The 23,354-nt window shown below is 70.3% G+C and carries 24 protein-coding genes; 6 read left to right on the top strand and 18 right to left on the bottom strand.

Going from position 1 to position 23,354, the window contains the following annotated elements:
* From NT132_RS07665 to NT132_RS07650, 4 genes are all read right to left on the bottom strand, one after another.
* Positions 1–972 (bottom strand): hypothetical protein, encoded by a 972-nt coding sequence (locus NT132_RS07665; protein ID WP_297787080.1) that lies wholly within the window; start codon positions 970–972, stop codon positions 1–3.
* A 167-nt stretch (positions 973–1,139) separates the two neighbouring features.
* Positions 1,140–2,477, bottom strand: a complete 1,338-nt coding sequence (locus NT132_RS07660) for a class II 3-deoxy-7-phosphoheptulonate synthase (RefSeq protein ID WP_297787078.1) — start codon at positions 2,475–2,477, stop codon at positions 1,140–1,142.
* 4 nt (positions 2,478–2,481) lie between these two features.
* Positions 2,482–3,189 carry a 1-acyl-sn-glycerol-3-phosphate acyltransferase gene (locus NT132_RS07655; RefSeq protein WP_297787076.1) on the bottom strand — a complete coding sequence of 236 codons (708 nt, stop codon included), beginning with the start codon at positions 3,187–3,189 and terminating at the stop codon, positions 2,482–2,484.
* Between the two features lie 4 nt (positions 3,190–3,193).
* Positions 3,194–4,144 (bottom strand): ROK family protein, encoded by a 951-nt coding sequence (locus NT132_RS07650; protein ID WP_297787074.1) that lies wholly within the window; start codon positions 4,142–4,144, stop codon positions 3,194–3,196.
* 148 nt (positions 4,145–4,292) lie between these two features.
* Between NT132_RS07650 and NT132_RS07645 the strand changes: the two genes are divergently transcribed.
* Positions 4,293–6,125, top strand: coding sequence for a long-chain fatty acid--CoA ligase (locus NT132_RS07645; RefSeq protein WP_297787072.1), 1,833 nt, complete (start codon positions 4,293–4,295; stop codon positions 6,123–6,125).
* A gap of 77 nt (positions 6,126–6,202) precedes the next feature.
* Here NT132_RS07645 and def read toward each other — a convergent pair whose 3' ends face one another.
* From def to NT132_RS07630, 3 genes are read right to left on the bottom strand one after another with little or no spacing between them, the layout of a single operon-like run.
* Positions 6,203–6,694: a peptide deformylase gene (gene def, locus NT132_RS07640; protein WP_297787069.1), complete on the bottom strand. Its 492-nt coding sequence runs from the start codon at positions 6,692–6,694 to the stop codon at positions 6,203–6,205.
* Positions 6,695–6,701: 7 nt separating this feature from the next.
* Positions 6,702–8,072 (bottom strand): MinD/ParA family protein, encoded by a 1,371-nt coding sequence (locus tag NT132_RS07635; protein WP_297787067.1) that lies wholly within the window; start codon positions 8,070–8,072, stop codon positions 6,702–6,704.
* A gap of 40 nt (positions 8,073–8,112) precedes the next feature.
* Positions 8,113–11,520, bottom strand: coding sequence for a pyruvate carboxylase (locus tag NT132_RS07630; RefSeq protein ID WP_297787065.1), 3,408 nt, complete (start codon positions 11,518–11,520; stop codon positions 8,113–8,115).
* A 163-nt stretch (positions 11,521–11,683) separates the two neighbouring features.
* Between NT132_RS07630 and NT132_RS07625 the strand changes: the two genes are divergently transcribed.
* Positions 11,684–12,499 (top strand): ParA family protein, encoded by an 816-nt coding sequence (locus NT132_RS07625; RefSeq protein WP_297787063.1) that lies wholly within the window; start codon positions 11,684–11,686, stop codon positions 12,497–12,499.
* A gap of 155 nt (positions 12,500–12,654) precedes the next feature.
* On the opposite strand, the gene NT132_RS07620 is transcribed toward NT132_RS07625, so the two are convergent.
* The 3 genes from NT132_RS07620 to NT132_RS07610 form a co-directional block, all read right to left on the bottom strand.
* Positions 12,655–13,200, bottom strand: coding sequence for a MerR family transcriptional regulator (locus NT132_RS07620; protein ID WP_297787061.1), 546 nt, complete (start codon positions 13,198–13,200; stop codon positions 12,655–12,657).
* A gap of 97 nt (positions 13,201–13,297) precedes the next feature.
* Positions 13,298–13,984 (bottom strand): MerR family transcriptional regulator, encoded by a 687-nt coding sequence (locus NT132_RS07615; RefSeq protein WP_297787059.1) that lies wholly within the window; start codon positions 13,982–13,984, stop codon positions 13,298–13,300.
* Positions 13,984–14,412, bottom strand: a complete 429-nt coding sequence (locus NT132_RS07610) for an FHA domain-containing protein (protein ID WP_297787138.1) — start codon at positions 14,410–14,412, stop codon at positions 13,984–13,986. The genes NT132_RS07615 and NT132_RS07610 overlap by 1 nt, the downstream gene beginning before the upstream one ends.
* Positions 14,413–14,688: 276 nt before the next feature.
* Here NT132_RS07610 and NT132_RS07605 point away from each other — a divergent pair, with 276 nt between their 5' ends.
* Positions 14,689–14,985 carry a hypothetical protein gene (locus NT132_RS07605; RefSeq protein WP_297787057.1) on the top strand — a complete coding sequence of 99 codons (297 nt, stop codon included), beginning with the start codon at positions 14,689–14,691 and terminating at the stop codon, positions 14,983–14,985.
* Between the two features lie 3 nt (positions 14,986–14,988).
* Here NT132_RS07605 and NT132_RS07600 read toward each other — a convergent pair whose 3' ends face one another.
* The gene (locus NT132_RS07600; RefSeq protein ID WP_297787055.1) at positions 14,989–15,381 is read right to left on the bottom strand and encodes a hypothetical protein; all 393 of its coding nucleotides are present in this window, start codon (positions 15,379–15,381) and stop codon (positions 14,989–14,991) included.
* A 159-nt stretch (positions 15,382–15,540) separates the two neighbouring features.
* Between NT132_RS07600 and NT132_RS07595 the strand changes: the two genes are divergently transcribed.
* Positions 15,541–16,206, top strand: a complete 666-nt coding sequence (locus NT132_RS07595) for a copper resistance CopC family protein (protein WP_297787053.1) — start codon at positions 15,541–15,543, stop codon at positions 16,204–16,206.
* Between the two features lie 9 nt (positions 16,207–16,215).
* Positions 16,216–17,616 (top strand): dihydrolipoyl dehydrogenase, encoded by a 1,401-nt coding sequence (gene lpdA / locus NT132_RS07590; RefSeq protein WP_297787051.1) that lies wholly within the window; start codon positions 16,216–16,218, stop codon positions 17,614–17,616.
* 65 nt (positions 17,617–17,681) lie between these two features.
* Here the strand turns inward: lpdA and NT132_RS07585 are convergent, their stop codons facing one another.
* Positions 17,682–18,311 (bottom strand): CYTH domain-containing protein, encoded by a 630-nt coding sequence (locus NT132_RS07585; RefSeq protein WP_297787049.1) that lies wholly within the window; start codon positions 18,309–18,311, stop codon positions 17,682–17,684.
* On the bottom strand, positions 18,308–18,547 hold the full coding sequence (locus NT132_RS07580; RefSeq protein ID WP_297787047.1) for a response regulator: 240 nt from the start codon (positions 18,545–18,547) through the stop codon (positions 18,308–18,310). Before NT132_RS07580 ends, NT132_RS07585 begins: the two co-directional genes overlap by 4 nt.
* A gap of 55 nt (positions 18,548–18,602) precedes the next feature.
* Here NT132_RS07580 and NT132_RS07575 point away from each other — a divergent pair, with 55 nt between their 5' ends.
* The gene (locus NT132_RS07575) at positions 18,603–19,334 is read left to right on the top strand and encodes a glutamine amidotransferase (RefSeq protein ID WP_297787045.1); all 732 of its coding nucleotides are present in this window, start codon (positions 18,603–18,605) and stop codon (positions 19,332–19,334) included.
* Here NT132_RS07575 and NT132_RS07570 read toward each other — a convergent pair.
* The 5 genes from NT132_RS07570 to NT132_RS07550 form a co-directional block, all read right to left on the bottom strand.
* Positions 19,293–20,021 carry an NAD(P)H-hydrate epimerase gene (locus tag NT132_RS07570; protein WP_297787043.1) on the bottom strand — a complete coding sequence of 243 codons (729 nt, stop codon included), beginning with the start codon at positions 20,019–20,021 and terminating at the stop codon, positions 19,293–19,295. The genes NT132_RS07575 and NT132_RS07570 overlap by 42 nt on opposite strands.
* The gene (locus tag NT132_RS07565) at positions 20,018–21,055 is read right to left on the bottom strand and encodes a YihY/virulence factor BrkB family protein (protein WP_297787041.1); all 1,038 of its coding nucleotides are present in this window, start codon (positions 21,053–21,055) and stop codon (positions 20,018–20,020) included. Before NT132_RS07565 ends, NT132_RS07570 begins: the two co-directional genes overlap by 4 nt.
* Positions 21,056–21,116: 61 nt before the next feature.
* Positions 21,117–21,602, bottom strand: a complete 486-nt coding sequence (locus NT132_RS07560; RefSeq protein WP_297787039.1) for an A24 family peptidase — start codon at positions 21,600–21,602, stop codon at positions 21,117–21,119.
* A 6-nt stretch (positions 21,603–21,608) separates the two neighbouring features.
* Positions 21,609–22,388 carry a glycosyltransferase family A protein gene (locus tag NT132_RS07555; RefSeq protein WP_297787037.1) on the bottom strand — a complete coding sequence of 260 codons (780 nt, stop codon included), beginning with the start codon at positions 22,386–22,388 and terminating at the stop codon, positions 21,609–21,611.
* A 35-nt stretch (positions 22,389–22,423) separates the two neighbouring features.
* Complete coding sequence (locus NT132_RS07550; RefSeq protein ID WP_297787034.1) at positions 22,424–23,317, bottom strand: L,D-transpeptidase; 894 nt, start codon at positions 23,315–23,317, stop codon at positions 22,424–22,426.
* Between the last annotated feature and the right edge of the window lie 37 nt (positions 23,318–23,354).

The following is a 23,354-nucleotide window of genomic DNA, read 5'->3' as shown; positions in this document are numbered from 1 at the left end:
TCATGAAGTCTCGCGAGCCCGAACGAGAGCGCGCCGAATGCGGGACGCGAGCGGACTCATCTGCGGGTGGGTGTCGGCATAGCCCACGAGGATCGTGTGAAAGCCGGCATCCTCGAACAGCTGCACCCGGGTGAGATCCGCCAGCCATTGCTGTCGGTCAGTGCGATGCTGATCACCCTGGAACTCGAGCAGTAGCCGCGCCTCGGGATAGCCGAGGTCGGCATGTCGCAGCCCGTCGGCGGTCATGACGGGTACCTGGACCTCCGGTTCCGGCAGTCCGTGGTCGACGAGTCCGATCCGCAGGAGCGATTCCTGCGCGGAGTGCGGCCCCCGGCGAAGGCGTGGAAGGGCCCGGGTGAGAGCACGTACTCCCCGCATGCCACGGCGTCGTGACACGGCGGCCTCCAACTCCTCGAACGTGCACAGCGGTGTCCGCCGCATCCCGCGTCCCGGACCGGTGAGCAGATAGTCGCCAGCCGCGATCAACCACTCGTCACTGAGGCGACCTCTGCGTTTCGTCTTGGGGTCGCCGCCCGCGCCGCCGGGCACAGCGAGGTGGCACCAGACGTCTGCGGGCGCGGCGACCGGCAGTATTCCGAGCATGACGACAGACGGCGTCGGCTCCTCTGTCTCCCATCCGACGACACCGGGCCGCCGCATCGGTGCGGCGCCGGCGGTCGTCGTCACATGGAGCGCTTCCTCACCCCGGGCGGCGAAGGGCACGGGCACTCCGAGAAGGCGAGCCGCCGTGAGGTGGCTGAGGTGCTGACGAGGCGACAGCAGCGGTCGCAGCAGTTCGCAGCGCGCGAGCGTATCGAGCTCCTGCGGCGCGACCGCGTAGATGCCACGGTACGGATGGGTGAGATCCGCGCCGCGCAACCGTCGCCGCGAGACCCCCTCACGTCGAGCTTCGGAGTACCCGAAAGGATCGTCCGTGAGACCGGGCGGAAGCGGCGACGGTGGATGCGGCATCCCCCGAGGCTGCTCCGTTCAGCGGCGTCCGCGGCGCTTGTCCACCGCATCCTCGCTGCGTACGTGTTGTCCACAGCTCCGTCACCGGCGCGAGACTTCACGTATGTCCCGCATTTCGATGAAATACGGGACATACGTGAAGTCTCGGCGGGGTCAGCGGCGCGGGGTCAGCGCTTCTCGAGCTCCTCGGCCACGAGGAACGCCAGCTCCAGCGACTGCATGTGGTTCAGGCGCGGGTCGCACAGGCTTTCGTACCGCGTGGCGAGGGTCGCCTCGTCGATCGCCTCGGACCCACCGAGGCACTCGGTGACGTCGTCACCGGTCAGCTCGACATGGATGCCGCCGGGGTAGGTGCCGACAGCCCGGTGCGCCTCGAAGAAGCCGCGGACCTCGTCCACCACGTCGTCGAACCGGCGGGTCTTGTAGCCGTTCCGCGAGGTGATGCCGTTGCCGTGCATCGGGTCGGTGACCCACAGCGGCGTCGCGCCGGAGTCTTTGACGGCCTCCAGCAGCGGCGGCAGCGCGTCGCGGATCTTGCCGGCGCCCATGCGGGTGATGAACGTCAGCCGGCCGGGCTCGCGGTCCGGGTCGAGCTTGTCGATCAGCGCCAGCGCCGTGTCGGGCGACGTGGTCGGGCCGAGCTTCACGCCGATGGGGTTCCGGATCTTGGAGAAGTAGTCCACATGGGCGCCGTCGAGGTCGCGGGTGCGCTCCCCGATCCACAGGAAGTGCGCCGACGTGTTGTACGGCGTCCCGGTGCGGGAGTCGATGCGGGTGAGCGGCCGCTCGTAGTCCATGAGCAGACCCTCGTGGCCGGTGTAGAACTCCACCCGGCGCAGCTCGTCGAAGTTCGCGCCGGCGGCCTCCATGAACTTGATGGCGCGGTCGATCTCGCTCGCGAGGCCCTCGTACCGCTGGTTGGCGGGGTTCGAGGCGAAGCCCTTGTTCCAGCTGTGCACCTCGCGGAGATCCGCGAACCCGCCCTGCGTGAACGCACGGATGAGGTTCAGCGTGGATGCGGCCGTGTGGTACGCCTTCAGCATCCGGTTCGGGTCCGCGAGACGCGAGGCCTCGGTGAAGTCGTATCCGTTGACGATGTCGCCGCGGTACGCCGGCAGCGTGATGTCGCCGCGGGTCTCGCTGTCGCTGGAACGGGGCTTGGCGAACTGTCCCGCCATCCGCCCCATCTTCACGATCGGCATGGACGCGCCATAGGTCAGCACGACCGCCATCTGCAGCACCGTCTTGATGCGGTTGCGGATCTGCTCGGCCGTGGCACCCGCGAAGGTCTCGGCGCAGTCACCGCCCTGCAGGAGGAAGGCACGGCCGGATGCGGCGGCGGCGAGCTGATCCCGCAGGTTGTCCACCTCGCCGGCGAACACGAGCGGGGGCACGATGGCAAGCTCGGCCGACACGGCGGCGACGGCAGCGTCGTCCGACCATTGCGGCTGCTGCTTGATGGGAAGGGAACGCCAGTGGTCGAGCGCGTCGAGCAGCGATTGCATCCGGTCAGTCTACCGACGCGGGAGCGACCTCCGGACGCGCGCGACGGCTCTTCACCGAAGAGGCGTACACGTCGACGTACTCCTGGGCGCCCAGGCGCTGCAGCTCGACCATGATCTCGTCGACCACGCTGCGCAGCACGAAGCGGTCGCCCTCGAAGCCGGCGTATCGCGAGAAGTCGAGCGGCTCCCCGATGATCATGCCCACCCGGCCGATGCGGGGCATCTTCTTGCCGATCGGCATGATCTCCTCGGTGTCGACCATGACCACCGGGATCACGGGCACCTTGGCCTCGAGAGCCATGCGGGCGATGCCGGTACGACCCCGGTACAGCCTGCCGTCGGGGCTGCGCGTGCCCTCCGGATAGATGCCGAGGAGGTCCCCGTGGCCCAGCACCTGCAGCCCGGTGTTGAGGGACGCCTCGGAGGCCTTGCCGCCGGAACGGTCGATGGGGATCATGCCCATCGCCTTCAGGAAGAACCGCGTGGCCCAGCCTTTCGGGCCGCGGCCGGTGAAATAGTCGCTCTTGGCGAGGAAGGACATTGGCCGGTCGAGCATGAGCGGCAGGAAGACGGAGTCCGAGAAGGACAGGTGGTTACTGGCGAGGATGGCGGGACCGGTGGCCGGGACGTTCCGCCGGCCCACGATCCACGGCCGGAAGATGGCCTTCAGCGCCGGGCCGAGCACCACGTACTTCATCAGCCAGTAGAACACCGCATCATCCTCCCGCGGTCAGCGTCCGACGCGCCAGGTCCGCCGCACCGATCACCCCGGCATCGTTGGTGAGCCGCGCGACGGCGAAGTCGGCGACGGGGCGCGAGCCGTAGGCGGGCATCGCGGCGGCGAAGGCCTCGCGCATCGGGCCGAGGAGCACCTCGCCGAGCTGTGACACTCCCCCGCCGATCACGAAACGCTGCGGGTCGAGCACAGCGGCGAGCGAGCCGCAGGCGGTGCCGACGGCGACCGCGATCCGCCGGAGCGCCTCGCGGGCTCCCGGGTCGCCCTCGGTCACGAGCCGGGAGATCTCCTCGCCCGGAATGCTGCCGAGCCGGTCCCGCACACCCCGCAGCGCCGCGCCGACACCGAAGGACGCGTCGGTGGCGATCTCCTCCGCCTCGTGCTGCAGCGCGCGACCGGAGCCGTAGACCTCGAGGCAGCCGCGCTGCCCGCAGCCGCAGGTGCGGCCATTCGGCACCAGCCGGATGTGGCCGAGCTCGGCCCCGATGCCATGGCCGCCGCGGAGCAGGCCGCCGTCGATGATGACGGCGCCGCCCACTCCCGTGCCGAGAGTCAGGGTCACGACGTCGGAGAGGTCCTCGCCCGCGCCGTAGACGTATTCGGCCCAGCCGGCGGCGTTGGCATCGTTCTCGATGAGCACCGGGACGCCGGTGAGCGCCTGCAGGTGATCGCGCAGTGGCTCGTCGCGCCAGGCGATGTTCGGCGCGAAGTACACCTTCGACCGGTCGCGGTCGATGAACCCTGCAGCAGCCACACCGGCGACCGCATCCTCACCGCCGGCCAGGCGCGTGATCATGTCGGCGACCATGTTCTGGATGCCGCTGACCGCCGCGGGGGTGGCGACCCGGGCGCGCTCGACGATCTGGCCCGCCTCGTCCACGACGGCACCGGCGATCTTGGTCCCGCCGATGTCGATGCCTACTGCCCGCACGATGCCGCCCTTCCCGAGAACTCAACCCACCTAGCGTAGTCGCCCCCGCGCGGCGGATACCGTGGCGGGCAATATGTGGGACTCAGTTTCACGGGCTACTAGACTCTGGTGTCAGAAGTGACTGCCCGGTACCGAAGGAGCTGCCGTCATGAGCGTCGTTGAATTCGACATTCCCGCAATCGTCCCCGCTGCACCGGACGACAACATCACCGATCTGCTCGAGCAGCGGGTCGCGGCAACGCCCGACCGAGCCCTGTTCGCGGTCCCCGACGGGGACGGCTGGCGCGACATCTCCGCTGCCGAGTTCCGGCGCCAGGTCATCACGCTCGCGAAGGGCTTCGTCGCCGCGGGTATCCAGCCCGGCGAGAAGGTCGGGTTCCTCGCCCGGACCACCTACGACTGGACGCTGGTCGACTTCGCGCTGTTCTACGCCGGTGCGGTCATGGTCCCGATCTACGAGACGAGTTCCGCCAGCCAGATCGAGTGGATCCTCTCCGACTCCGGTGCGATCGCCTGCCTCGTCGAGAGTGCCGAGCACGCTGCCCGGCTCGCCGAGGTGCGGGAGAACCTGCCGCTGGTGCGCGAGAGCTGGCAGATGCACGCCGGCGACCTCGACCGCATGTCCGCCGCCGGCGCCGACGTGCCCGACGAGGAGATCGAGCGTCGCCGCGGACTCGCCAACGGTGCCGATATCGCGACCCTCATCTACACCTCCGGCTCCACCGGACGCCCGAAGGGCTGTGTACTCACCCACAGCAACTTCGTCGAGCTCTCGCGTAACTCCGCCAAGTCGCTGCGCGAGGTCGTCGAGATCCCCGGCGCCTCCACGGTGCTGTTCATCACCACGGCGCACGTGTTCGCGCGGTTCATCTCGATCCTGAACGTGCACGCCGGCGTGAAGACGGGGCACCAGCCCGACACCAAGCACCTCCTCGACGCGCTCGGCTCCTTCAAGCCCACCTACCTGCTGGCCGTTCCCCGCGTGTTCGAGAAGGTGTACAACTCCGCCGAGCAGAAGGCGGAGGCGGGCGGGCGCGGCAAGATCTTCCGCACCGCGGCGGCCACCGCGGTCGAGCACTCCCGCCGCCTGCAGGAGGGCGAGAAGATCCCGTTGGGCATGAAGATCAAGTTCGCCCTGTTCGACCGGCTGGTGTACTCGAAGCTGCGCGAGGCCATGGGCGGCCGTGTCGTCTATGCGATCTCCGGTTCCGCTCCGCTCGGCGCGCGTCTGGGGCACTTCTTCCACAGCCTCGGCGTCACCATCCTCGAGGGCTACGGCCTGACCGAGACCACCGCCCCCGCGACCGTGAACCAGCCGCAGAACGCCAAGATCGGCACCGTCGGCCCGGCTCTCCCGGGCGTCGGCGTCCGCATCGCCGAGGACGGCGAGATCGAGGTGCGCGGCATCAACGTGTTCCGCGAGTACTGGCGGAACCCCGAGGCCACCGCCGCCGCCTTCGACGGCGAATGGTTCCGCACCGGCGACCTGGGTTCGTTCGATGCGCAGGGCTTCCTCACCATCACCGGCCGGAAGAAAGAGATCATCGTCACGGCCGGTGGCAAGAACGTCGCCCCGGCGGCGCTCGAGGACCCCATCCGCGGTAACCCGATCGTCGGTCAGGTCGTCGTCGTCGGCGACCAGAAGCCGTTCATCGCGGCGCTCGTGACTCTCGACCCGGAGATGCTGCCCAGCTGGCTCGGCAACAACGGCCTGGACGCCAGCATGTCGCTGGCGCAGGCGGCCAAGAGCCCCGAGGTCCGCGCCGAGGTGCAGCGGGCGATCGATCGGGCCAACGACGGCGTCTCCCGGGCCGAGTCGATCCGCAAGTTCACGATCCTCGACTCGGAGTGGACCGAGGCGAGCGGGCACCTCACCCCGAAGCTCTCGATCAAGCGGAATGTCATCCTGAACGACTTCGCCGATGAGATCGAGGAGATCTACTCCGTGCCGGAGAACACGACGAACATCTCGCTGCCGTAACGGCGGGATACGGATGCGGCGGCCTCGCGCTTCGGCGCAGGTCGCCGCATCCGTCTGTCAGGGCAGGTGCCCTGGCGTCAGAACCAGCTGCTCTCGCGCACTTCGCGCAGCGCCACGCGGCGCCGTTCCTTGTCCAGCCGGTCGAGGTAGAGGAGGCCGTCGAGGTGGTCCGTCTCGTGCTGCAGCGCCTGCGCCAGGAGGCCCGTGCCCTCCAGCACCACCTCGTTGCCGTCGAGGTCGATCCCGACGACCCGCGCCCACGGGTAGCGCAGCACGTCGTGCCAGAGCCCGGGGACGGAGAGGCAGCCCTCGCCGGTGAGTTCAGGCTCGCCGGAGACCTCCGCGAGCACCGGGTTCAGCACGTAGCCGATGTCGCCGTCGATGTTGTAGCTGAAGGCGCGCAGACCCACCCCGATCTGCGGGGCGGCGACCCCGGCGCGGCCGGGGAGTTCCACGGTGTCCAGCAGATCGCGCACCAGGGCGCGGGCACCCTCGTCGAGTTCGGCGACCGGGGCGCTCGGGGTCTTGAGGACGGGGTCGCCGAAGAGGCGGATCGGTCGGACCGTCATCGTGCGCTCACGCTGCCGTCACGGCCGAACCGGACAGGCCCTCGACGACCGTCGCCGCGAGTTCACGGGAGGCCTGCCGGGTGTCGCGTTCCAGCTCGGCGAACGCGATGGCGCCGCCCGCGGCGACGAGAGCGTCGTAGGGCAGGCGGACGACGGCGCGGACGCGACTGCGGAAGTGCTCCTCCACCTCGGCGGCGCGGACGAGCGGGGTGCCGGGGCGCGACGTGTTCAGAACGACGACGGCGCGACGCGCCAGATCCGTGTACCCGTTCGTCTCGAGCCACGTGAGGGTCTCGGAGGCCAGGCGGGCCTCGTCCACGCTGAGACCTGCGACGATCACGATCGCGTCGGCGGCGTCGAGCGTGGCATCCATGACGGAGTGCACGATGCCGGTGCCGGTGTCGGTCAGCACGATCGAGTAATAGTGCGCGGCGAGCTCGGCGACGTCCCGGTAGTCGTCGTCGCTGAACGCGTCGGACACCCTCGGGTCGGCGTCGGAGGCGAGCACGTCGAGGCGGGTGTGGTCGCGGGCGACCATCGCCGACAGCTCGGTGAACCCGTGCACCTCCGCGCGGGCGCGGGACAGGTCCCGCACGGTCTTACCGGGCGTGCCGCCGATCCGGTCGGCGAGCGTGCCGCGGTCGGGATTGGCGTCCACCGCGATGACGCGGTCTTCGCGCGCGTCCGCGAGGGCCATCCCCAGCAGCGTCGTCACTGTCGTCTTGCCGACGCCGCCCTTGCGGGAGAGGACGGCGACGAACCGTGCGCGCCCGTCCAGAGGAACGGCGATGCGGGCGTCGAGCGCCTTGCGCTCACGCGCCTTGCGGCTGTCGCCGAGGTTGATCCGGCGTCCGCTCAGCGTGTACAGCAGGTGCGGCCAGGCGCCGGAGGGCTCGGTCTTCGGCAGCCGGGTCCGCTCCACCAGGCGACCGTCGGTGAGAAGGTCAGGGGTCTCCCGGTCGGCCTCCCGCTCCCCCACCCGCACGGCGGTCAGGGTGACGGGGCTGGTCTCGGTGTGGTGCCGCCGCAAGACCGGAGCCGGAGCGGACTCCGGCCCGGAGGCGGGTCCCGTCGGCGCCGCGCCCGGGCGGGTCAGCGGTCGCTCGGGTTCGTCCTCGACGATGACGGCGTCGTGCACGTCCTCGGGCGCAGACGTCACGCCGGGTGCGGCGGCCATCGGCATGGCGGTCACGCCGGGCGTCGCCGCCATCGGCGCGGGGTCGTCCTCGACGAGGTCATCGTCCTGGTGTTCTACCGGGAGGGTGACCGCGACCTGCGCGGTCTGGGTCCCGAGAAGGTCGATTCCGGCGGCATCGACGTGCGGCGCCGCGATGTCGTCGGCGCCGTCCTGGGTCATCGGATCGGTGCGATCAGGCATGCTGTGTAACTCCAAACGGGCGGGGGGCGCCCCGAACAGGCTACTCGGCGGGCCGCACGACGACCAAAAGGTCGCCCGCCTCCACCTGCGCCGTCGCCGGCAGGACCACCCGTTCCACGACCCCGTCGAGGGCGCTGGTGATGCCCGCTTCCATCTTCATCGCTTCGATGGAGGCGACCGCCTGACCGGCCGTCACGGTATCCCCCACGGCGACCTTGACGGTGACGACACCGGAGAACGGCGCGGCGACGTGACCGGGAGTGCTGGGGTTCGCCTTCTCCGCCTGACGGGTCTGCACCGAGATGCTGCGGTCGCGCACGAACACCGGCCGCAGCTGGCCGTTGAGGGTCGTCATGACGGTGCGCATGCCCTTGTCGTCGGGTTCGCCGATGGCCTCAAGACCCACCCACAGCTGCACGCCGCGTTCGATCTCGACCACGTGCTCGGTGCCGGTGGCAAGCCCGTACAGGTAGTCGGCGGTGTCGAGCACGCTGAGGTCGCCGTACGTCTCCCGCGCGTCCTGGAAGACCTTGGTCGGTGCCGGGAACAGCAGCCGGTTGAGGGTGTCGCGCCGGGTGACGGAGTCCGCGTCGAGGGCCGCCGCATCCTCGTCCGCCAGCGGCGCGACCTCGATCGACACGGTCCGCCCCTCGAGCACCTTGGTGCGGAACGGCTCCGGCCAGCCACCGGGCAGGTCGCCGAGCTCGCCCGCCATGAACCCCACGACCGAGTCGGGGATGTCGTACTTCTGCGGGTTCTCGGCGAAGTCGTCGGGGTCGGCGCGAACGGCGGCGAGGTGCAGGGCGAGGTCCCCCACGACCTTCGACGAGGGCGTCACCTTCGGGATGCGGCCGAGGATGCGGTTCGCCGCCGCATACATGTCCTCGATCAGTTCGAAATCATCCGCGAGACCCAGCGCGATCGCCTGCTGACGCAGATTCGAGAGCTGGCCGCCCGGGATCTCGTGGTGGTAGACGCGGCCGGTGGGTCCCGGCAGTCCCGACTCGAACGGCCGGTACAGCCGACGCACGGCCTCCCAGTATGGCTCCAGGTCCTCGGCCGCCTGCAGCGAGAGGCCGGTGTCGCGTTCGGTGTGGGCGAGGGCGGCGATGAGGGCCGACAGCGAGGGCTGGCTGGTGGTGCCCGACATGGGTGCCGCGGCGACGTCGACCGCATCCGCCCCCGCAGCGCTCACGGCCAGCAGTGTCGCGAGCTGGCCGCCCGCGGTGTCGTGCGTGTGGACGTGAACCGGCAGGTCGAATCGGGCACGAAGCGCCTCGACGAGCTTCGCGCCGGCCGTCGGGCGCAGCAGTCCCGCCATGTCCTTGATCGCGAGCACGTGGGCGCCGGCGTCGACCATCTGCTCGGCCAGGCGCAGGTAGTAGTCGAGGGTGTAAAGCGTCTCGGCCGGGTCGAGCAGGTCGCCGGTGTAGCACAGCGCGGTCTCGGCGACCGCGGTGCCGGTGGCCAGCACCGCATCGATCGCCGGGCGCATCTGCGACACGTCGTTGAGCGCATCGAAGATCCGGAAGATGTCGACGCCGGATGCGGCGGCCTCGTGCACGAACGCATCCGTCACCCGGGTGGGGTACGGGGTGTAGCCGACCGTGTTGCGACCGCGCAGCAGCATCTGGATGGCGACGTTGGGCAGCGCCTCGCGGAGCGCATCGAGCCGCTCCCACGGGTCCTCGCCGAGGAACCGCAGCGCGACGTCGTAGGTCGCGCCGCCCCAGGCTTCCACCGACAGCAGCTGCGGTGTGAGACGGGCGACGTACGGGGCGACCGTGACGAGGTCCTTGGTGCGCACGCGCGTGGCCAGCAGCGACTGGTGCGCGTCGCGGAACGTGGTGTCGGTGACGGCGAGCTCGGTGCGGGCACGGAGGTCGGCGGCGAAGCCGGCGGGACCGAGCTCCTGCAGCCGCTGCCGGGAGCCAGCGGGTGCCGGCGCGAGCAGGTCGAGCGCCGGCAGCTTCTCCCGCGGGTCGACGACCTCGGGGTTCGGGCCGTTCGGCGCATTCACCGTCACGTCGACGAGCCAGTTGAGGATCTTCGAGCCGCGGTCCTTGGACTCGCGCCCCGCGAGCAGCTCCGGCCGCTCCTCGATGAACGAGGTGCTGATGTCGCCGGCGACGAACTCGGGGTCATCGAGCACCGCCTGCAGGAAGGGGATGTTGGTCGACACGCCCCGGATGCGGAATTCCGCCAGCGCCCGGCGGGCACGGCCGACGGCTGCCGGGAAGTCGCGGCCGCGGCAGGTGAGCTTCGCGAGCATGGAATCGAAGTGGGGGCTGATCTGAGACCCGGCCGCCGTGGTGCCGCCGTCCAGGCGCACCCCCGCGCCGCCGGGCGAGCGGTAGGTCGTGATCTTGCCGGTGTCCGGGCGGAAGCCCTGGGCCGGGTCCTCCGTGGTGATGCGGCACTGCAGGGCGGCGCCACGCAGCCGGATCTCGCCCTGCGTGAGCCCGAGCTCGGCGAGGGTCTCCCCCGACGCGATGCGCATCTGCGACTGCACGAGGTCGACATCCGTCACCTCCTCGGTGACGGTGTGCTCCACCTGGATGCGGGGGTTCATCTCGATGAACACCACCTCGCCGGTGCGGGGGCCCGCGGTCTCCAGCAGGAACTCGACCGTGCCGGCGTTGACGTACCCGATCGACCGGGCGAACGCCACGGCGTGCCGGTGCAGCGCCTGGCGCACGTCGTCGTCCAGGTTCGGGGCGGGGGCGATCTCGATGACCTTCTGGTGGCGCCGCTGCACCGAGCAGTCCCGCTCGAACAGGTGGACGGTCTCACCCGCCGCGTCCGCGAGCACCTGAACCTCGATGTGACGGGGCCGCTGCACCGCCTGCTCCAGGAACATGCGGGCGTCGCCGAAAGCGCTCTCGGCCTCGCGCATGGCCGCGGCCAGCGCCTCGGCGAGCTCGTCCTTGGCCTCGACGCGCCGCATCCCTCGTCCGCCGCCGCCGGCGACGGCCTTCGCGAAGATGGGGAAACCGATCTCGTCGGCCTGCGCGAGGAGCGCGTCGATGTCGTCGGAGGCGGGTGTGGAGCGCAGCACCGGCACGCCGGCCGCGATCGCGTGCTCTTTGGCGGTGACCTTGTTGCCGGCCATCTCCAGCACCGAGGACGGTGGTCCGATGAACGTGATGCCCGCCGCTGCCGCCTTCGCGGCGAGCTCCGGATTCTCGGAGAGGAATCCGTAGCCGGGGTAGATCGCGTCGGCACCGCTCTCGAGCGCGACGCGGACGATCTCATCCACGTCGAGGTACGCCCGCACCGGGTGGCCCTTGTCGCCGATCTGGTACGCCTCGTCGGCCTTCAGCCGATGCAGCGAGAAGCGGTCCTCCCACGGGTAGACCGCGACCGTACGGGCTCCCACTTCGTAGGCGGCGCGGAACGCGCGGATGGCGATCTCGCCACGATTGGCAACCAGAATCTTGCGGAACATGCAGCCTCGCATCCGTCGAACGACTGGTGAATGCCCGTTAACTTCCTAACGACACAGGCGGAGTCTGCTCACAGCCTAGAGGAACCACGCACCGAGGCGATTCATACCGTGCCCGAAGGCTTGGAGTGCGCTCACCGTCGAGGGGCGGGTAACGTAGACGCTCGTGCATGTTCTTTCCGTCAGCTCGCTCAAAGGCGGCGTCGGCAAGACGACCGTGACACTCGGACTCGCCTCAGCGGCTTTTGCCCGCGGCGTGCGGACTCTCGTCGTCGACCTCGACCCGCAATCCGACGTGTCCACGGGGATGGACATCCAGGTCGCGGGGCGTCTCAACGTCGCCGACGTCCTGGCCAACCCGAAGGAGAAGGTCGTCCGCCAGGCGATCACCGCCAGCGGGTGGACCAAGGTGCATCCCGGCACGATCGACGTCCTCATCGGCAGCCCCTCCGCCATCAACTTCGACGGACCGCATCCGAGCGTCCGTGATGTCTGGAAGCTCGAGGAGGCCCTGGCGACCGTCGAGGCGGACTACGACCTCGTGCTGGTCGACTGCGCACCGTCGTTGAACGCCCTCACCCGCACCGCGTGGGCGGCGAGTGACCGCGTCGTCGTCGTCACCGAGCCGGGCCTGTTCTCCGTCGCCGCCGCCGACCGGGCGCTCCGTGCCATCGAGGAGATCCGCCGCGGGCTGTCGCCGCGACTGCAACCGCTCGGCATCGTCGTGAACCGGGTGCGGCCGCAGTCGATCGAGCACCAGTTCCGCATCAAGGAACTACGCGACATGTTCGGACCCCTGGTGCTGTCGCCGCAGCTGCCCGAGCGCACCTCGCTGCAGCAGGCGCAGGGCGCCGCGAAACCACTGCACGTGTGGCCGGGAGACTCCGCGCAGGAGCTCGCCGCCGACTTCGACGCGCTGCTGGAGCGCATCATGCGCACCGGGCGCATCTCGACGCCCGAGGAATCCGCTCCCGCACCCTGAGTCCGGGCCGCGGATGCGGTCGCCGGATTCGGAGATGTCACCGGATTCGGAGCATCCTGGCCCGACATGTCCGAATCTCGCGACATCCCCGATTCTCGCGACACGTCCGCATCGGATCGTGGACCCCGTCCGGTTCGAGAGCGGGATGCGGCGAGTCAGGCGGTGCGCTTGGCGCGACGCGTGGCGAGTTCGTCAGCCGCGTCCGGGGCCTGCAGGTTGACCTCGACGAGCGTGGATTCCACCTCGCGGAGGACCTTGCCCACGGCGATGCCGAAAACGCCCTGGCCGCGGCTGACGAGGTCGATGACCTCGTCGTTCGACGTGCACAGGTAGACCGAGGCACCGTCGCTCATGAGGGTCGTCCCGGCGAGATCGCGGATGCCGGCCGCACGGAGCTGATCGACCGCGGTGCGGATCTGCTGCAGTGAGATGCCGGTGTCCAGCAGCCGCTTGACGAGCTTGAGCACGAGGATGTCGCGGAAGCCGTACAGGCGCTGCGAGCCAGAGCCGCTCGCGCCGCGCACGGTCGGCTGGACCAGCTCGGTACGCGCCCAGTAGTCGAGCTGGCGGTAGGTGATGCCGGCGGCGCGAGCGGCGACCGCGCCGCGGTAGCCCAGCTCGTCGTCCATCTCCGGAAGGCCGTCGGTGAAGAGGAGGTCGGCCGAGAAGACCGGTTCCCCGATCGGTTCGCCTGCGTTCATGCCGGCGGCCTCCTTTTCCACATCGTTTCCTCCACGCTAGAGGAGGGTCGGGAGCGGATCAACGACATCCGCTCCACGGAGTCGGCGTGTCGCGCGTTCACCCGTCGAGCCGGTCGAGCGCCGTGCGGATCAGCGCGTCGCGTACGTCGGCCAGACGCCGCGCCAGCTCGGGAGCGACCTCGGCGGCGCGGCCGCGGGATGTCGCGTCGGTGCGGCGGCGAAGCGGTGCCAGCGCCGATTCGATGAGAGCGACGTCGCGGTCCGCGCTCTGGCGGAGCGCCCGCAGGTGCCGCGGCTCGATGCCGTGCCGGTCGAGGGCGACGAGCGAGCGCAGCATGGCCAGTGCGCGGTCGTCGTACGTGTCGCCGCCGGCGATGAGGCCGAGGCCGATCGCGTCGTTGAGAACCTGCGGCGCGGCACCGGCCTCTCGCAGCAGGTCGTCGCGGCGGTAGCGCCGGGCGGGCGGCACGATCGAGCGGACGCCGGCCGGGGATGCGGGCGACTTGCCGGCTTCGATGTCGTCGAGGTACTCGCGGATGACCTGCAGGGGCAAGTAGTGGTCCCGTTGCAGGGTGAGCGCGAGGCGCAGCCGCTCGAGGTCCTCCTGGGCGAACTTCCGGTACCCGGACTCGGTGCGGCGGGGGCGGACGATCCCCTGCACTTCGAGAAAGCGCAGCTTGCTGGAGGTGAGGGCCGGGAACTCCGACTCGAGGCGCGCGAGCACCTGACCGATGCTCAGCAGTCCCTGTGCCCCGCTGCTCCCCCGAGCTGGAGCAGCGGCCATCAGCCGTCCGCCGACAGGTCGGCGGGCGAGACGAGGAAGATGAGCCGGAACTTGCCGATGCGCACTTCCGCACCGTTGAGCAGGGTGGCGCGATCGACCCGCTCACCGTTGACGTAGGTGCCGTTCAGCGAGCGCTGGTCGACGATCTCGAACGTCGTCCCCAGGCGGGTGACCTCGGAGTGACGGCGGGAGACCGTGACGTCGTCGAAGAAGATGTCCGCATCCGGATGCCGGCCGACGGTCGTCACGTCGGTGTCCAGCAGGTAGCGGGCACCGGCGGTGGGACCGGATCGCACGATCAGGAGCGCGGAGCCCGAGGGCAGCGCCTCGATCGCCTCCATCTCGGCGTCGGTCAGCTCGCTGCCGAACGGCACGAACGACAGGTCGGAGTCGTGTCCGAATGTCTGGGTGGTGTCGTGCGTCGGCACTCGTCCACCGGACCCGCGGCGGATGTCGTCAGCCGGGATCTCGCGCTTCTCGTCCACGTCGTCCTCCTCTTCGTCCAGCCTAACCGATCAGACGCCTCCCGAAAGTGCCGGGCGGGGCGTCCGAGCTGCCGAATGTTGCCGTGTGTGTCGGTATCCGCGCGTGCCGGCGCAACCGTACGTACCGTAGCTGTCGTCCGCATCACCGACCCGGAGAGTGCCGTGTTTCCTTCCTTCCGCCCCGCCCGCCCCGTTCCGGTGCGATCGGCCGCGGAGTGCATGTGCCACAGCGGCGGACCGTGCACGTCGTACGACCCGGGACACGCGCTGCACCTCATCCAGTCGCGGCTCGCGGCCGCCACGCCCTCGGAATGGGTCGACGGAATCGTCGTCGCCGCCGATGCCGAACACGGCACCGTGACCGTGCGGGCATGGGACACCGACACGCTGACGACCTACTTCAGCGCCGCCGGGGCGGCCTCGGCCGCTCTGCCGGGCGCGCCGGTCGCCGTCCACGCCCGATACCGGGTGCTCGCCACAGGTCGCGCGCGGTTCAACGTGCGCGAGACCGCCTGACGCTCAGGCCGCGATCGCGTCCTTCATCGCCATGCAGGCGTCCATGCACGCCCGGCAAGACTGCGCGCACATCATGCAGACGGCGTTGTCCGAGTGCTCCATGCACTCGTCCATGCACTGCTGGCACATGGCGATGCACGCGTCGAGCATCGCCATCATGACCGGCGGTGTCATCCCCTGCATCCGGAGCATCGAACGCATCATGGTCGAGCACATGTCGGCACAGTTCATACACGCCGGTGCGCACGACATCAGCTGCGTCGCACAGATCGTGCACGCCTGCTCGCAGGCAGAACACGCGTCGATACACGCCTGCATCAGCTCCATGTCCATCGCCGGTGCTCCGCGCATCGTCATCGCTTCGTCCGACATCGCATCCATCATCATCGAGTCCATCGCCCCGCCCACCTTCGTCTCGTCGCTCCGACGGACAGGGGTGCCCGCCACCGCCCAGCGTAGGCGCCGCGTCGCCGCCCGGAAAGGCCCGACCGGCACTCCGCTGCCGGAGACCCGACGCTCACCGCGTGCACGGGAACTCCTCGTAGGCTCGTGCTCGTGATCGCACATCCGACTCGCCGCGTGCTCCGCCCCGTCGTCCTCGCGCTCCTCGCGCTGCTGCTGGCCGGGAGCGCCGTCCTGCTGTCGGCGCGCCCCGCCGCCGCCCACGACTCACTCATCTCCTCCGACCCCGCGAACGGCACGACTGTCGAAGTCCTCCCCGCCGCACTCACGCTGTCCTTCAGCGCCGCACTCCTCTCCGACGAGGGCAGCACCGTGGTGCAGGTCACGGATGCGGCCGGCACGGAGCTGTCGAGCGGCTCCCCCGAAACGAATCAGAACGTGGTGACGCAGCCGCTCGACGGGACGGCGACGGGGAACATCACCGTGCTGTGGCGCGTGGTCTCCAGCGACGGCCACCCGGTGTCGGGCGAGCTGTCGTTCACTGTGGCGGGCCCGGCGACGGCGGAGCCGACCCCCACCGTCACGGCGTCGGCGTCGGCGTCCGTCGTCCCCTCCGAGGAGGCGAGCCCGAGCGAGACGCCGCTCGTGACGACGACCGTCGAGGACGACGCCGCGAGCCCACTGCCGTGGATCATCGGCGCCGTGATCGTGCTCCTCGTACTCGCCGCCGTGATCACCCTGCTCGCCGCCCGCGCGCGGCAGGGAAAGGACGCTGCCGCCACCCGCAGCGCGGGACGAGACGACTCCATCGAGCGATAGGCTGAGAGCATGCCTCATTACGACGTCGTTATCCTCGGCGCGGGCCCCGGCGGCTATGTCGCAGCGGTTCGCAGCGCACAGCTGGGCCTCTCGGTCGCCATCATCGAAGAGAAGTACTGGGGCGGTGTGTGCCTCAACGTCGGCTGCATCCCCTCCAAGGCGCTCATCCGCAACGCGGACCTCGCGCACACCTTCACCCACCAGGCTGAGCTGTTCGGCATCTCCGGTGACGTGCACTTCGACTTCGGCACCGCGTGGGACCGCAGCCGCACCGTGGCCGCGACCCACGTCAAGGGCATCCACTTCCTGATGAAGAAGAACAAGGTGACCGAGTACGAGGGTCGGGGCACGTTCGCCGACGCCCACACCATCGATGTCGCCAAGACCGACGGTTCCACCGAGCGCGTCACCTTCGACAACGCGATCATCGCCACCGGCTCGACGGTGCGTCTGCTTCCCGGCGTCACGCTGAGCGAGAACGTGGTGACCTACGAGGAGCAGATCCTCAACCGTGAACTCCCGAACTCCATCGCGATCGTGGGCGCCGGCGCCATCGGCATGGAGTTCGCCTATGTGCTGAGCAACTTCGGCGTGAAGGTCACCATCATCGAATTCCTCGACCGGGCGCTGCCCAACGAGGACGCCGAGGTCTCCAAGGAGATCCAGCGCCAGTACAAGAAGTACGGGATCGACATCCTCACCTCCACCAAGGTCGAGTCGATCGTCGACAACGGCTCGTCGGTGTCGGTGTCGTACAGCGCCAACGCCGACGGCGCCAAGGGGTCCCTCGAGGCCGACCGCGTGCTCATGTCGATCGGGTTCGCCCCGAACGTGACCGGCTTCGGGCTGGAGAACACCGGTGTGAAGCTCACCGAACGTGGGGCCATCGAGATCGACGACTACATGCGCACGAACGTCGACGGCATCTACGCCATCGGTGACGTCACCGCGAAGCTGCAGCTCGCGCACGTCGCCGAGGCGCAGGCGGTCGTCGCCGCCGAGACCATCGGCAAGGCGGAGACGCAGACTCTCGGCGACTACCGGATGATGCCGCGCGCGACGTTCTGCTCGCCGCAGGTCGCCTCGTTCGGCCTCACCGAGCAGCAGGCGCGGGACGCCGGCTACGACGTCAAGGTCGCGAAGTTCCCGTTCAGCGCCAACGGCAAGGCGAACGGTCTGGGCGAGCCCATTGGCTTCGTCAAGCTGATTGCGGACGGCGAGCACCTCGAGCTCCTCGGCGGCCACCTCATCGGACCCGACGTGTCGGAGCTGCTGCCGGAGCTGACGCTGGCTCAGAAGTGGGACCTCACGGCCCTCGAGGCGGCTCGCAACGTCCACACGCACCCCACGCTGTCCGAGGCGGTGCAGGAGGCCTTCCACGGCCTCGCGGGACACATGATCAACCTCTGACCCACGGCAGAGACCACGAGGGCGGCACCGGAGAGATCCGGGGCCGCCCTCGTCACGTGTACGGGTCAGAGTCCGAGCGCACGTCCCAGCTTGGAATCGGATGCGGCCGGGGCGCCGCCCGCGCCGCGCACCAGCGCTTCGACGGCGGCGAAGAACGCCTCGCGCCACACGCCATCGGATGGCGCTGCGGGGCCGAGCTCGACCTCCCACTCGCGCCAGCTGCTGACCCGTCCGGTTCGTTCCGCGGTCGCGGTCACGTGGTCGTCGACCACCTCCGCGAGCTTCCCGCCGTCACGGTCGGTGAGGGCGTAGGCCACCCGGTGGTTGCGGATGCGGGCGATCGGGGTGAACGGCGGCACGGCACGGTCCGCGAGCGCCTCGGCGACCGCATCCGGGACATCGGTGGACTCACCGAGCGGCCAGTGCCACTCGTGGCGGCCGTCGGCGGCCGAGATCTTCACATGCCACCCCTCGTCCGGACCGCCCGTGCGGCGCCGCAACGCCACCTTCGCGCGGCCGAGCGCGAGGTCGGGGGTGTCGAGGTACCGGGCGTCGAGCTCGCGGACCTCCGCCTCCCCCACCGCCGCCACCTCGGGCAGCAGTGTCCAGTCGGGGAGTTCCACCGCCGCGTCGACGTCGAACTTCTGCTCGACCTCGATCTCCCGCGTGTGTCCGTCCGCCGACGCGTCGGTCACGAGTGCGGGACGTCGTCCACGTCGCCGGCGGTGACGTCGAGGGGCTCGGTCGACTCGACGAAGGAGAACAGCGCCTCGGTGGGGCCGTCGGTCGCGCCCGCGTGCTGGTCCTCCCCCACGCGGCGGTAGACGATCTGCCCTTCGTTGTACGACGCGATGTACGCGTCGTCCACGGTGTCGTCGAGCGGGATTACCTGCCCGTCGAGCGGGCCTCCGGAAAGTCGTGCGATAGCCATGGCCTCAGCCTAGCCACCGCACACTCCGATCGGTCGGACCGCGTACAATTCCCGCGTGCAGCCCTTCGTCCTCCTCGCCACCCGCGCCGAATCGGGTCCGGCGGACGAGGAATACGACCTGTTCCTGCGTTACAGCGGGCTGGAGGAGCGGGAACTCATCCGCATCCGGCTCGAGGCGGAGCCGATGCCGCCGCTCGATCTCGACGCAATCTCCGGCATCATCGTGGGCGGCGGCCCGTTCAACGCCTCCGACGCACCGGAAAAGAAGTCCGCGGCGCAGCGACGGGTCGAAACGGAGATGGGGGCACTGCTCGACCGCGTGGTCGCCGCGGACGCACCCTTCCTCGGCGCCTGCTATGGCGTGGGCACGCTCGGCGTGCACCAGGGCGCGCAGGTGGACCGAACCCATAGCGAGCCCATCTCCATCGTCCCGGTGACGCTCACCGACGCCGGGCGCGCCGATCCGCTGTTCGCCGGCCTCCCCGACACGTTCGACGCGTTCGTCGGCCACAAGGAGTCCGTCAGCGTGCTGCCGTCGCACCTCACGCTGCTGGCCTCGTCGCCGGCCTGCCCGGTGCAGGCGTTCCGGTCGGGTCAGAACGTGTACGCGACGCAGTTCCACCCGGAACTCGACGTCGACGGCATCACGACCCGCATCCACGCCTACGCGGGCTACGGCTACTTCGGTGACGACGAACTGGAGCTCACCCTGGATGCGGTGCGCCGCACTCCGGTGAGCCACCCCTCACAGATGCTGCGCACGTTCGTCGACCGCTACGCCCGCTGACGGGTCCCGCGCCTCGACGATCTCGTCGACCGCCGCGGTACCGGCAGGCTCCGCCGTGCGCAGGTCGAGCCCGATGTCGACGAGGACGAGGTATCCGGTGAGCTCGGGTCCCCGGCCGCGGGCCAGTCCCGCCTTGACCGCGCCGAACGTGGCGGTGACGGCGGCCGGCAGCACGAGGTCGTCGGCGACGGTCCCAAGATCCGGATGCAGCCCGCTCGGCAGATCGACGGCGACGACGTGCGTACGACCCACCCGGACGGCGGGCAGCAGCGCCGCCACCACGGTGCGCGCGTCCCCGCGCAGCACCGGATCGCCCTGGGTGCCGATGCCGAGGATGCCATCGACGATCACGGAATGCTCACCGGGGTGGATATCGGCGGCGTCACGGATGCGGACCCCGTGCGCCACCGCGGCCTCGACCGCGTGTGGGCGGGCGTCGCCCGCAGTGAGCACGGCATCGACCGTGAGACCGGCCGCGGCCAGGTGACCGCCGGCGAGCAGCGCGTCCGCTCCGTTGTCCCCTCGGCCGGCGAGGATGAGGATGCCCCGGTCGCCGAGGACGCCTTCCTTGCGGGCGATCTCGGCGAGCGCGGCCGCCGCGCGAGCCATCAGTGGTTCGCCCCGGTCGAGGAGCGGGAGTTCGGCGGCGGCGACCTGGCCGGCCGTGTACGCGGGGACGGTGATCATGACCCGGCAGCCCGCTCGTGATGTTCCGCTTCCTGCGCGGCGCGCAGTTCGTCGGTCGCGGCCTGCACATCGATCTCTGCCCGGCGCACCCGGCGCTGGGCGAAGGTCGTCGCGGCGTACCGCGCATGCACCCGGTCCGCCGCGTCCTCCACCCCGGTGACGATGTACGCGGCGGCGATGAGGATGACCTGCGACGAGAGGTTCAGCCACAGCAGCAGCGCGATGAGGGACGCGAAGGTGGCCAGCAGCGGGTTGGACTTCGCCCCACCGACGAACAGCCCCGAGAGCGTCTGCAGCACGGTGAGGGCGAACCCGCCCAGGAGCGCCCCGGTCCACAGTGCCCGCGCGGGGGCCCGGACCCCGGACAGCATCCGGAACGCGATGACGATCGCGACCGTGTCCAGGGCGAAGGTGATCACGAGCGATACCGCGGTCGTCGCGGCGTTCACGAGGAACGAGTCCTTCGGCAGTCCCAGCCAGCCGGTCACCGTCTCGATGGAGGCGGAGCCGATGACGGTCGCGGCGGCGGAGGCCGCCAGGAGACCACCGACGATGATCGCGAGCAGAAGGTTTCGCAGCAGCACCCAGACGAAGAACATGTCGTCGTGGATCTTGCCGGCGATCGTCCGCAGCGCCGCACGCAGCGATCCGATCGCCCCGATGGCGGCGCCCACGAGTCCGATGATCGACACGATCCCGGCGACGGTGAGCCCGGCCGGCGCCGGGAAGTCGTCGAAATTGATGATGTCGCCGATGCCCGGGATGGCGTTGTCCACGGCCGCGACGAGGGCGTCCCACGCGGTCGGGTTGCCGGACAGCCAGAGCGCAGCGAGGGAGAACCCCAGCAGGACGCCGGCGAACACGCTGAACAGGGTGCGGTAGGTGATGCCGTCTGCGAGCGCCGGTCCGCGGTGTTCGCTGTAGAGCAGGAAGGCACGGACGGGCTTGCGCTGCAGCGCCCAGGCGATGAGGCGCGCGGGGATCCCGGGGCCGGCCTTCGGCGCGGCGGGGTCTGAGGCGGCGGGGTCGGACATGACCCCACGCTATCCGCCGCAGGAGCGTCCTCCCCGTCCTTGACACACCCGGCGCGGCGGCTTAGCTGAGGGCCGCGGGGACAGCGATGCCGATCCAGGCGCCGAGCAGCATCCACGGTCCGAAGGGGATCGCGGTGCGGCGGTCGACCCGGTGGGTGAGCAGCACGACGAGGCTGAAGAATCCGCCGAGGAGGAAGCCGGCAGCCGCTCCGACGAGCAGCGGATCCCACCCGAGGTACGCCAGCAGGAATCCGATCAGCCCCGCGAGGGTGACGTCTCCCCCGCCCATCCCGCCCGGTTGGAGGGCGCGCAGGACGGCGTAGAAGGCGAACAGCGCCAGCATCCCGACGAGCGCGCGCAGGAACGCACCCCCGTCACCGTGGGCGACCGAGGCGAGCCCGAGCAGGACCCATGCCACCGGGTAGGCCGGCAGCACGATCGGATGCGGCAGCCGATGCGTGCGCAGGTCGATCACCGCGAGCAGGACGCTGAGCACCGCGAAGGCGACGTAGGCCACGAGCACCGCCGCGTCGCCCACCGCCGTCATCGGGAGTCACCGCCCGTAGCCGGGGGACAGTTCTTCGCCGTCGGCCCAGGGGGCCGCCGGTACGTCGTCGCGCACGGCGGCGCGGAACCGGCCGTCCGGCCAGCTCGCCGCGAAGGTCGGCAGCACCCGCCACACCCGGCGGGCAAGGCCCTTCACCGAGGTCAGCGGTCGGGCGGAGACCGGCATCCGCAGATCGGGGTCCCACCGCACGCCGTCCGAGGCACGGAGGTGGATGGTGAGATCGAGATCGTCGTGGATGCGGGGGTCATCGCGCCGCACCCGGTCGCGGACGCGCTCCCAGATCGCCCGCCGCATGGCGAAGTTCGAGCCGAACACGAGCGGGATTCCGAGCCACAGCTTCACCCACACCCGGCCGCCGCCGATGTACCAGTGCGCGCCGAGGAACGCGCCGATCCGGTCGATGCCGTAGAACTCCGCACCGCCGGTGAGCACCCCGAGCCCGGGATCGTCGGTGAAAGCCCGCTCCAGCCGCTCGATCCAATCCGGATGCGGTCGGGAATCGGCGTCGAGCCGTGCGATCAGATCGGCGTCGGCCCGGTCGTAGCCGTGGGCGGCGGCGGGCCACACCCCCACGCGGGGCTCCGGGTACACCTCGGCACCGTAGCGGCGGGCGACGGCCGCGGAATCGTCCGTGCTGCCGTTGTCGACGACGATGACGCCATCCGGGGGCCGGGTCTGCACGGCGAGCGCCTGCAGGCACGCCTCGAGCAGGGTGGCGTCGTTGCGGCAGGGCACCACGACGACGATGCGCATCGGGCTCGTCACAGCGCCACCCTATCGCCGGGCAGGGGTGGTCGGGCTCACCCCACGATGTAGACCGGGATGCCCACCGGAAGCTGGGCGAGACGATCGATCGCCGCCGCATCCAGCCGGATGCAGCCGTTCGAGATCGCCCCGGATCGCGTGTCGTGGTAGTGGAACGCGGTGACGGCGGTGTCGGCGCCGTCAAAGCCTGCGAGGGTGGGCGACTGCACCCCCAGATAGATGAGCGGGTGGCCGCGGGTGTACGCGTAGGGCATGACCTCGGCGTGCATGATGAACGTGCGGCCGACCGGGGTCGGGGTGCCCTCCGCGCCGGAGCCGAAATCGGTGGTGACGGTCTCGGTCAGATCCGCGCTGACGATCGTGATGGTGCGGGCCGAGAGACTGACCTCCACATGTGTGTCGTTCTCGGTGAGCGCGACGTCGGCGGCGCGCAGCCAGCCGGTGAGCTGCGCCGGGTTGCCGCCGGGCGGCGTGCCCTGCCGGCCGCTGATGAGCACCCGGACCCAGGCGCCGTCCCTGGCGACGACGGGCAGGGTCGACCCGCCCCAGCGAAGGTCCGCCGGCAGCACGGCCACCGGGGCGCCGCCGGGCTGTGCGAACACCGGGATGGCCGCGGTGGCGGGGGTCGCGAGCAGACCCGTCGGTGCGCCGAACGGGTCGTCGTCGACCGGGAGGGCCGGGATGATGGTGAAGACGTCGGCCGTAGGCAGCCCTGCCAGGTCGTAGACCGCAACATCTGCCGCGAGACCGGTCGGGGTGGGCGACGGGGTCGGGGACGGCACCGGTGAGCGGGAGAAGGCGGGGGTCGCGACCTCCGCACCATCGCGGACGGCGATGATGACCGGCACGGCGACGGCCGCGCCCACGAGCACGGCGGCCGCCACGATCAGCGGGGTCCAGCGACGCCAGGACGGGGATGCGGGGGGCATGCCCTCATCCTCACCCGGCACGGCATCCGCTGCAATC

Source organism: Microbacterium sp., from assembly GCF_026393345.1.
Lineage (GTDB): Bacteria > Actinomycetota > Actinomycetes > Actinomycetales > Microbacteriaceae > Microbacterium.
The sequence above is the reverse complement of the archived record's forward strand: the minus strand, read 5'-3'. Positions and strand labels throughout refer to the sequence as shown.

What these genes read in the sequence shown, in the direction of transcription:
- NT132_RS07665 (WP_297787080.1), bottom strand. Translation starts at nt 972, where the DNA reads ATGCCGCATCCACCGTCGCCGCTTCCGCCCGGTCTCACGGACGATCCT.
- NT132_RS07660 (WP_297787078.1), bottom strand. Translation starts at nt 2,477, where the DNA reads ATGCAATCGCTGCTCGACGCGCTCGACCACTGGCGTTCCCTTCCCATC.
- NT132_RS07645 (WP_297787072.1), top strand. Translation starts at nt 4,293, where the DNA reads ATGAGCGTCGTTGAATTCGACATTCCCGCAATCGTCCCCGCTGCACCG.
- def (WP_297787069.1), bottom strand. Translation starts at nt 6,694, where the DNA reads ATGACGGTCCGACCGATCCGCCTCTTCGGCGACCCCGTCCTCAAGACC.
- NT132_RS07635 (WP_297787067.1), bottom strand. Translation starts at nt 8,072, where the DNA reads ATGCCTGATCGCACCGATCCGATGACCCAGGACGGCGCCGACGACATC.
- NT132_RS07630 (WP_297787065.1), bottom strand. Translation starts at nt 11,520, where the DNA reads ATGTTCCGCAAGATTCTGGTTGCCAATCGTGGCGAGATCGCCATCCGC.
- NT132_RS07620 (WP_297787061.1), bottom strand. Translation starts at nt 13,200, where the DNA reads ATGAACGCAGGCGAACCGATCGGGGAACCGGTCTTCTCGGCCGACCTC.
- NT132_RS07615 (WP_297787059.1), bottom strand. Translation starts at nt 13,984, where the DNA reads ATGGCCGCTGCTCCAGCTCGGGGGAGCAGCGGGGCACAGGGACTGCTG.
- NT132_RS07605 (WP_297787057.1), top strand. Translation starts at nt 14,689, where the DNA reads ATGTGCCACAGCGGCGGACCGTGCACGTCGTACGACCCGGGACACGCG.
- NT132_RS07600 (WP_297787055.1), bottom strand. Translation starts at nt 15,381, where the DNA reads ATGGACTCGATGATGATGGATGCGATGTCGGACGAAGCGATGACGATG.
- lpdA (WP_297787051.1), top strand. Translation starts at nt 16,216, where the DNA reads ATGCCTCATTACGACGTCGTTATCCTCGGCGCGGGCCCCGGCGGCTAT.
- NT132_RS07580 (WP_297787047.1), bottom strand. Translation starts at nt 18,547, where the DNA reads ATGGCTATCGCACGACTTTCCGGAGGCCCGCTCGACGGGCAGGTAATC.
- NT132_RS07570 (WP_297787043.1), bottom strand. Translation starts at nt 20,021, where the DNA reads ATGATCACCGTCCCCGCGTACACGGCCGGCCAGGTCGCCGCCGCCGAA.
- NT132_RS07565 (WP_297787041.1), bottom strand. Translation starts at nt 21,055, where the DNA reads ATGTCCGACCCCGCCGCCTCAGACCCCGCCGCGCCGAAGGCCGGCCCC.
- NT132_RS07560 (WP_297787039.1), bottom strand. Translation starts at nt 21,602, where the DNA reads ATGACGGCGGTGGGCGACGCGGCGGTGCTCGTGGCCTACGTCGCCTTC.
- NT132_RS07550 (WP_297787034.1), bottom strand. Translation starts at nt 23,317, where the DNA reads ATGCCCCCCGCATCCCCGTCCTGGCGTCGCTGGACCCCGCTGATCGTG.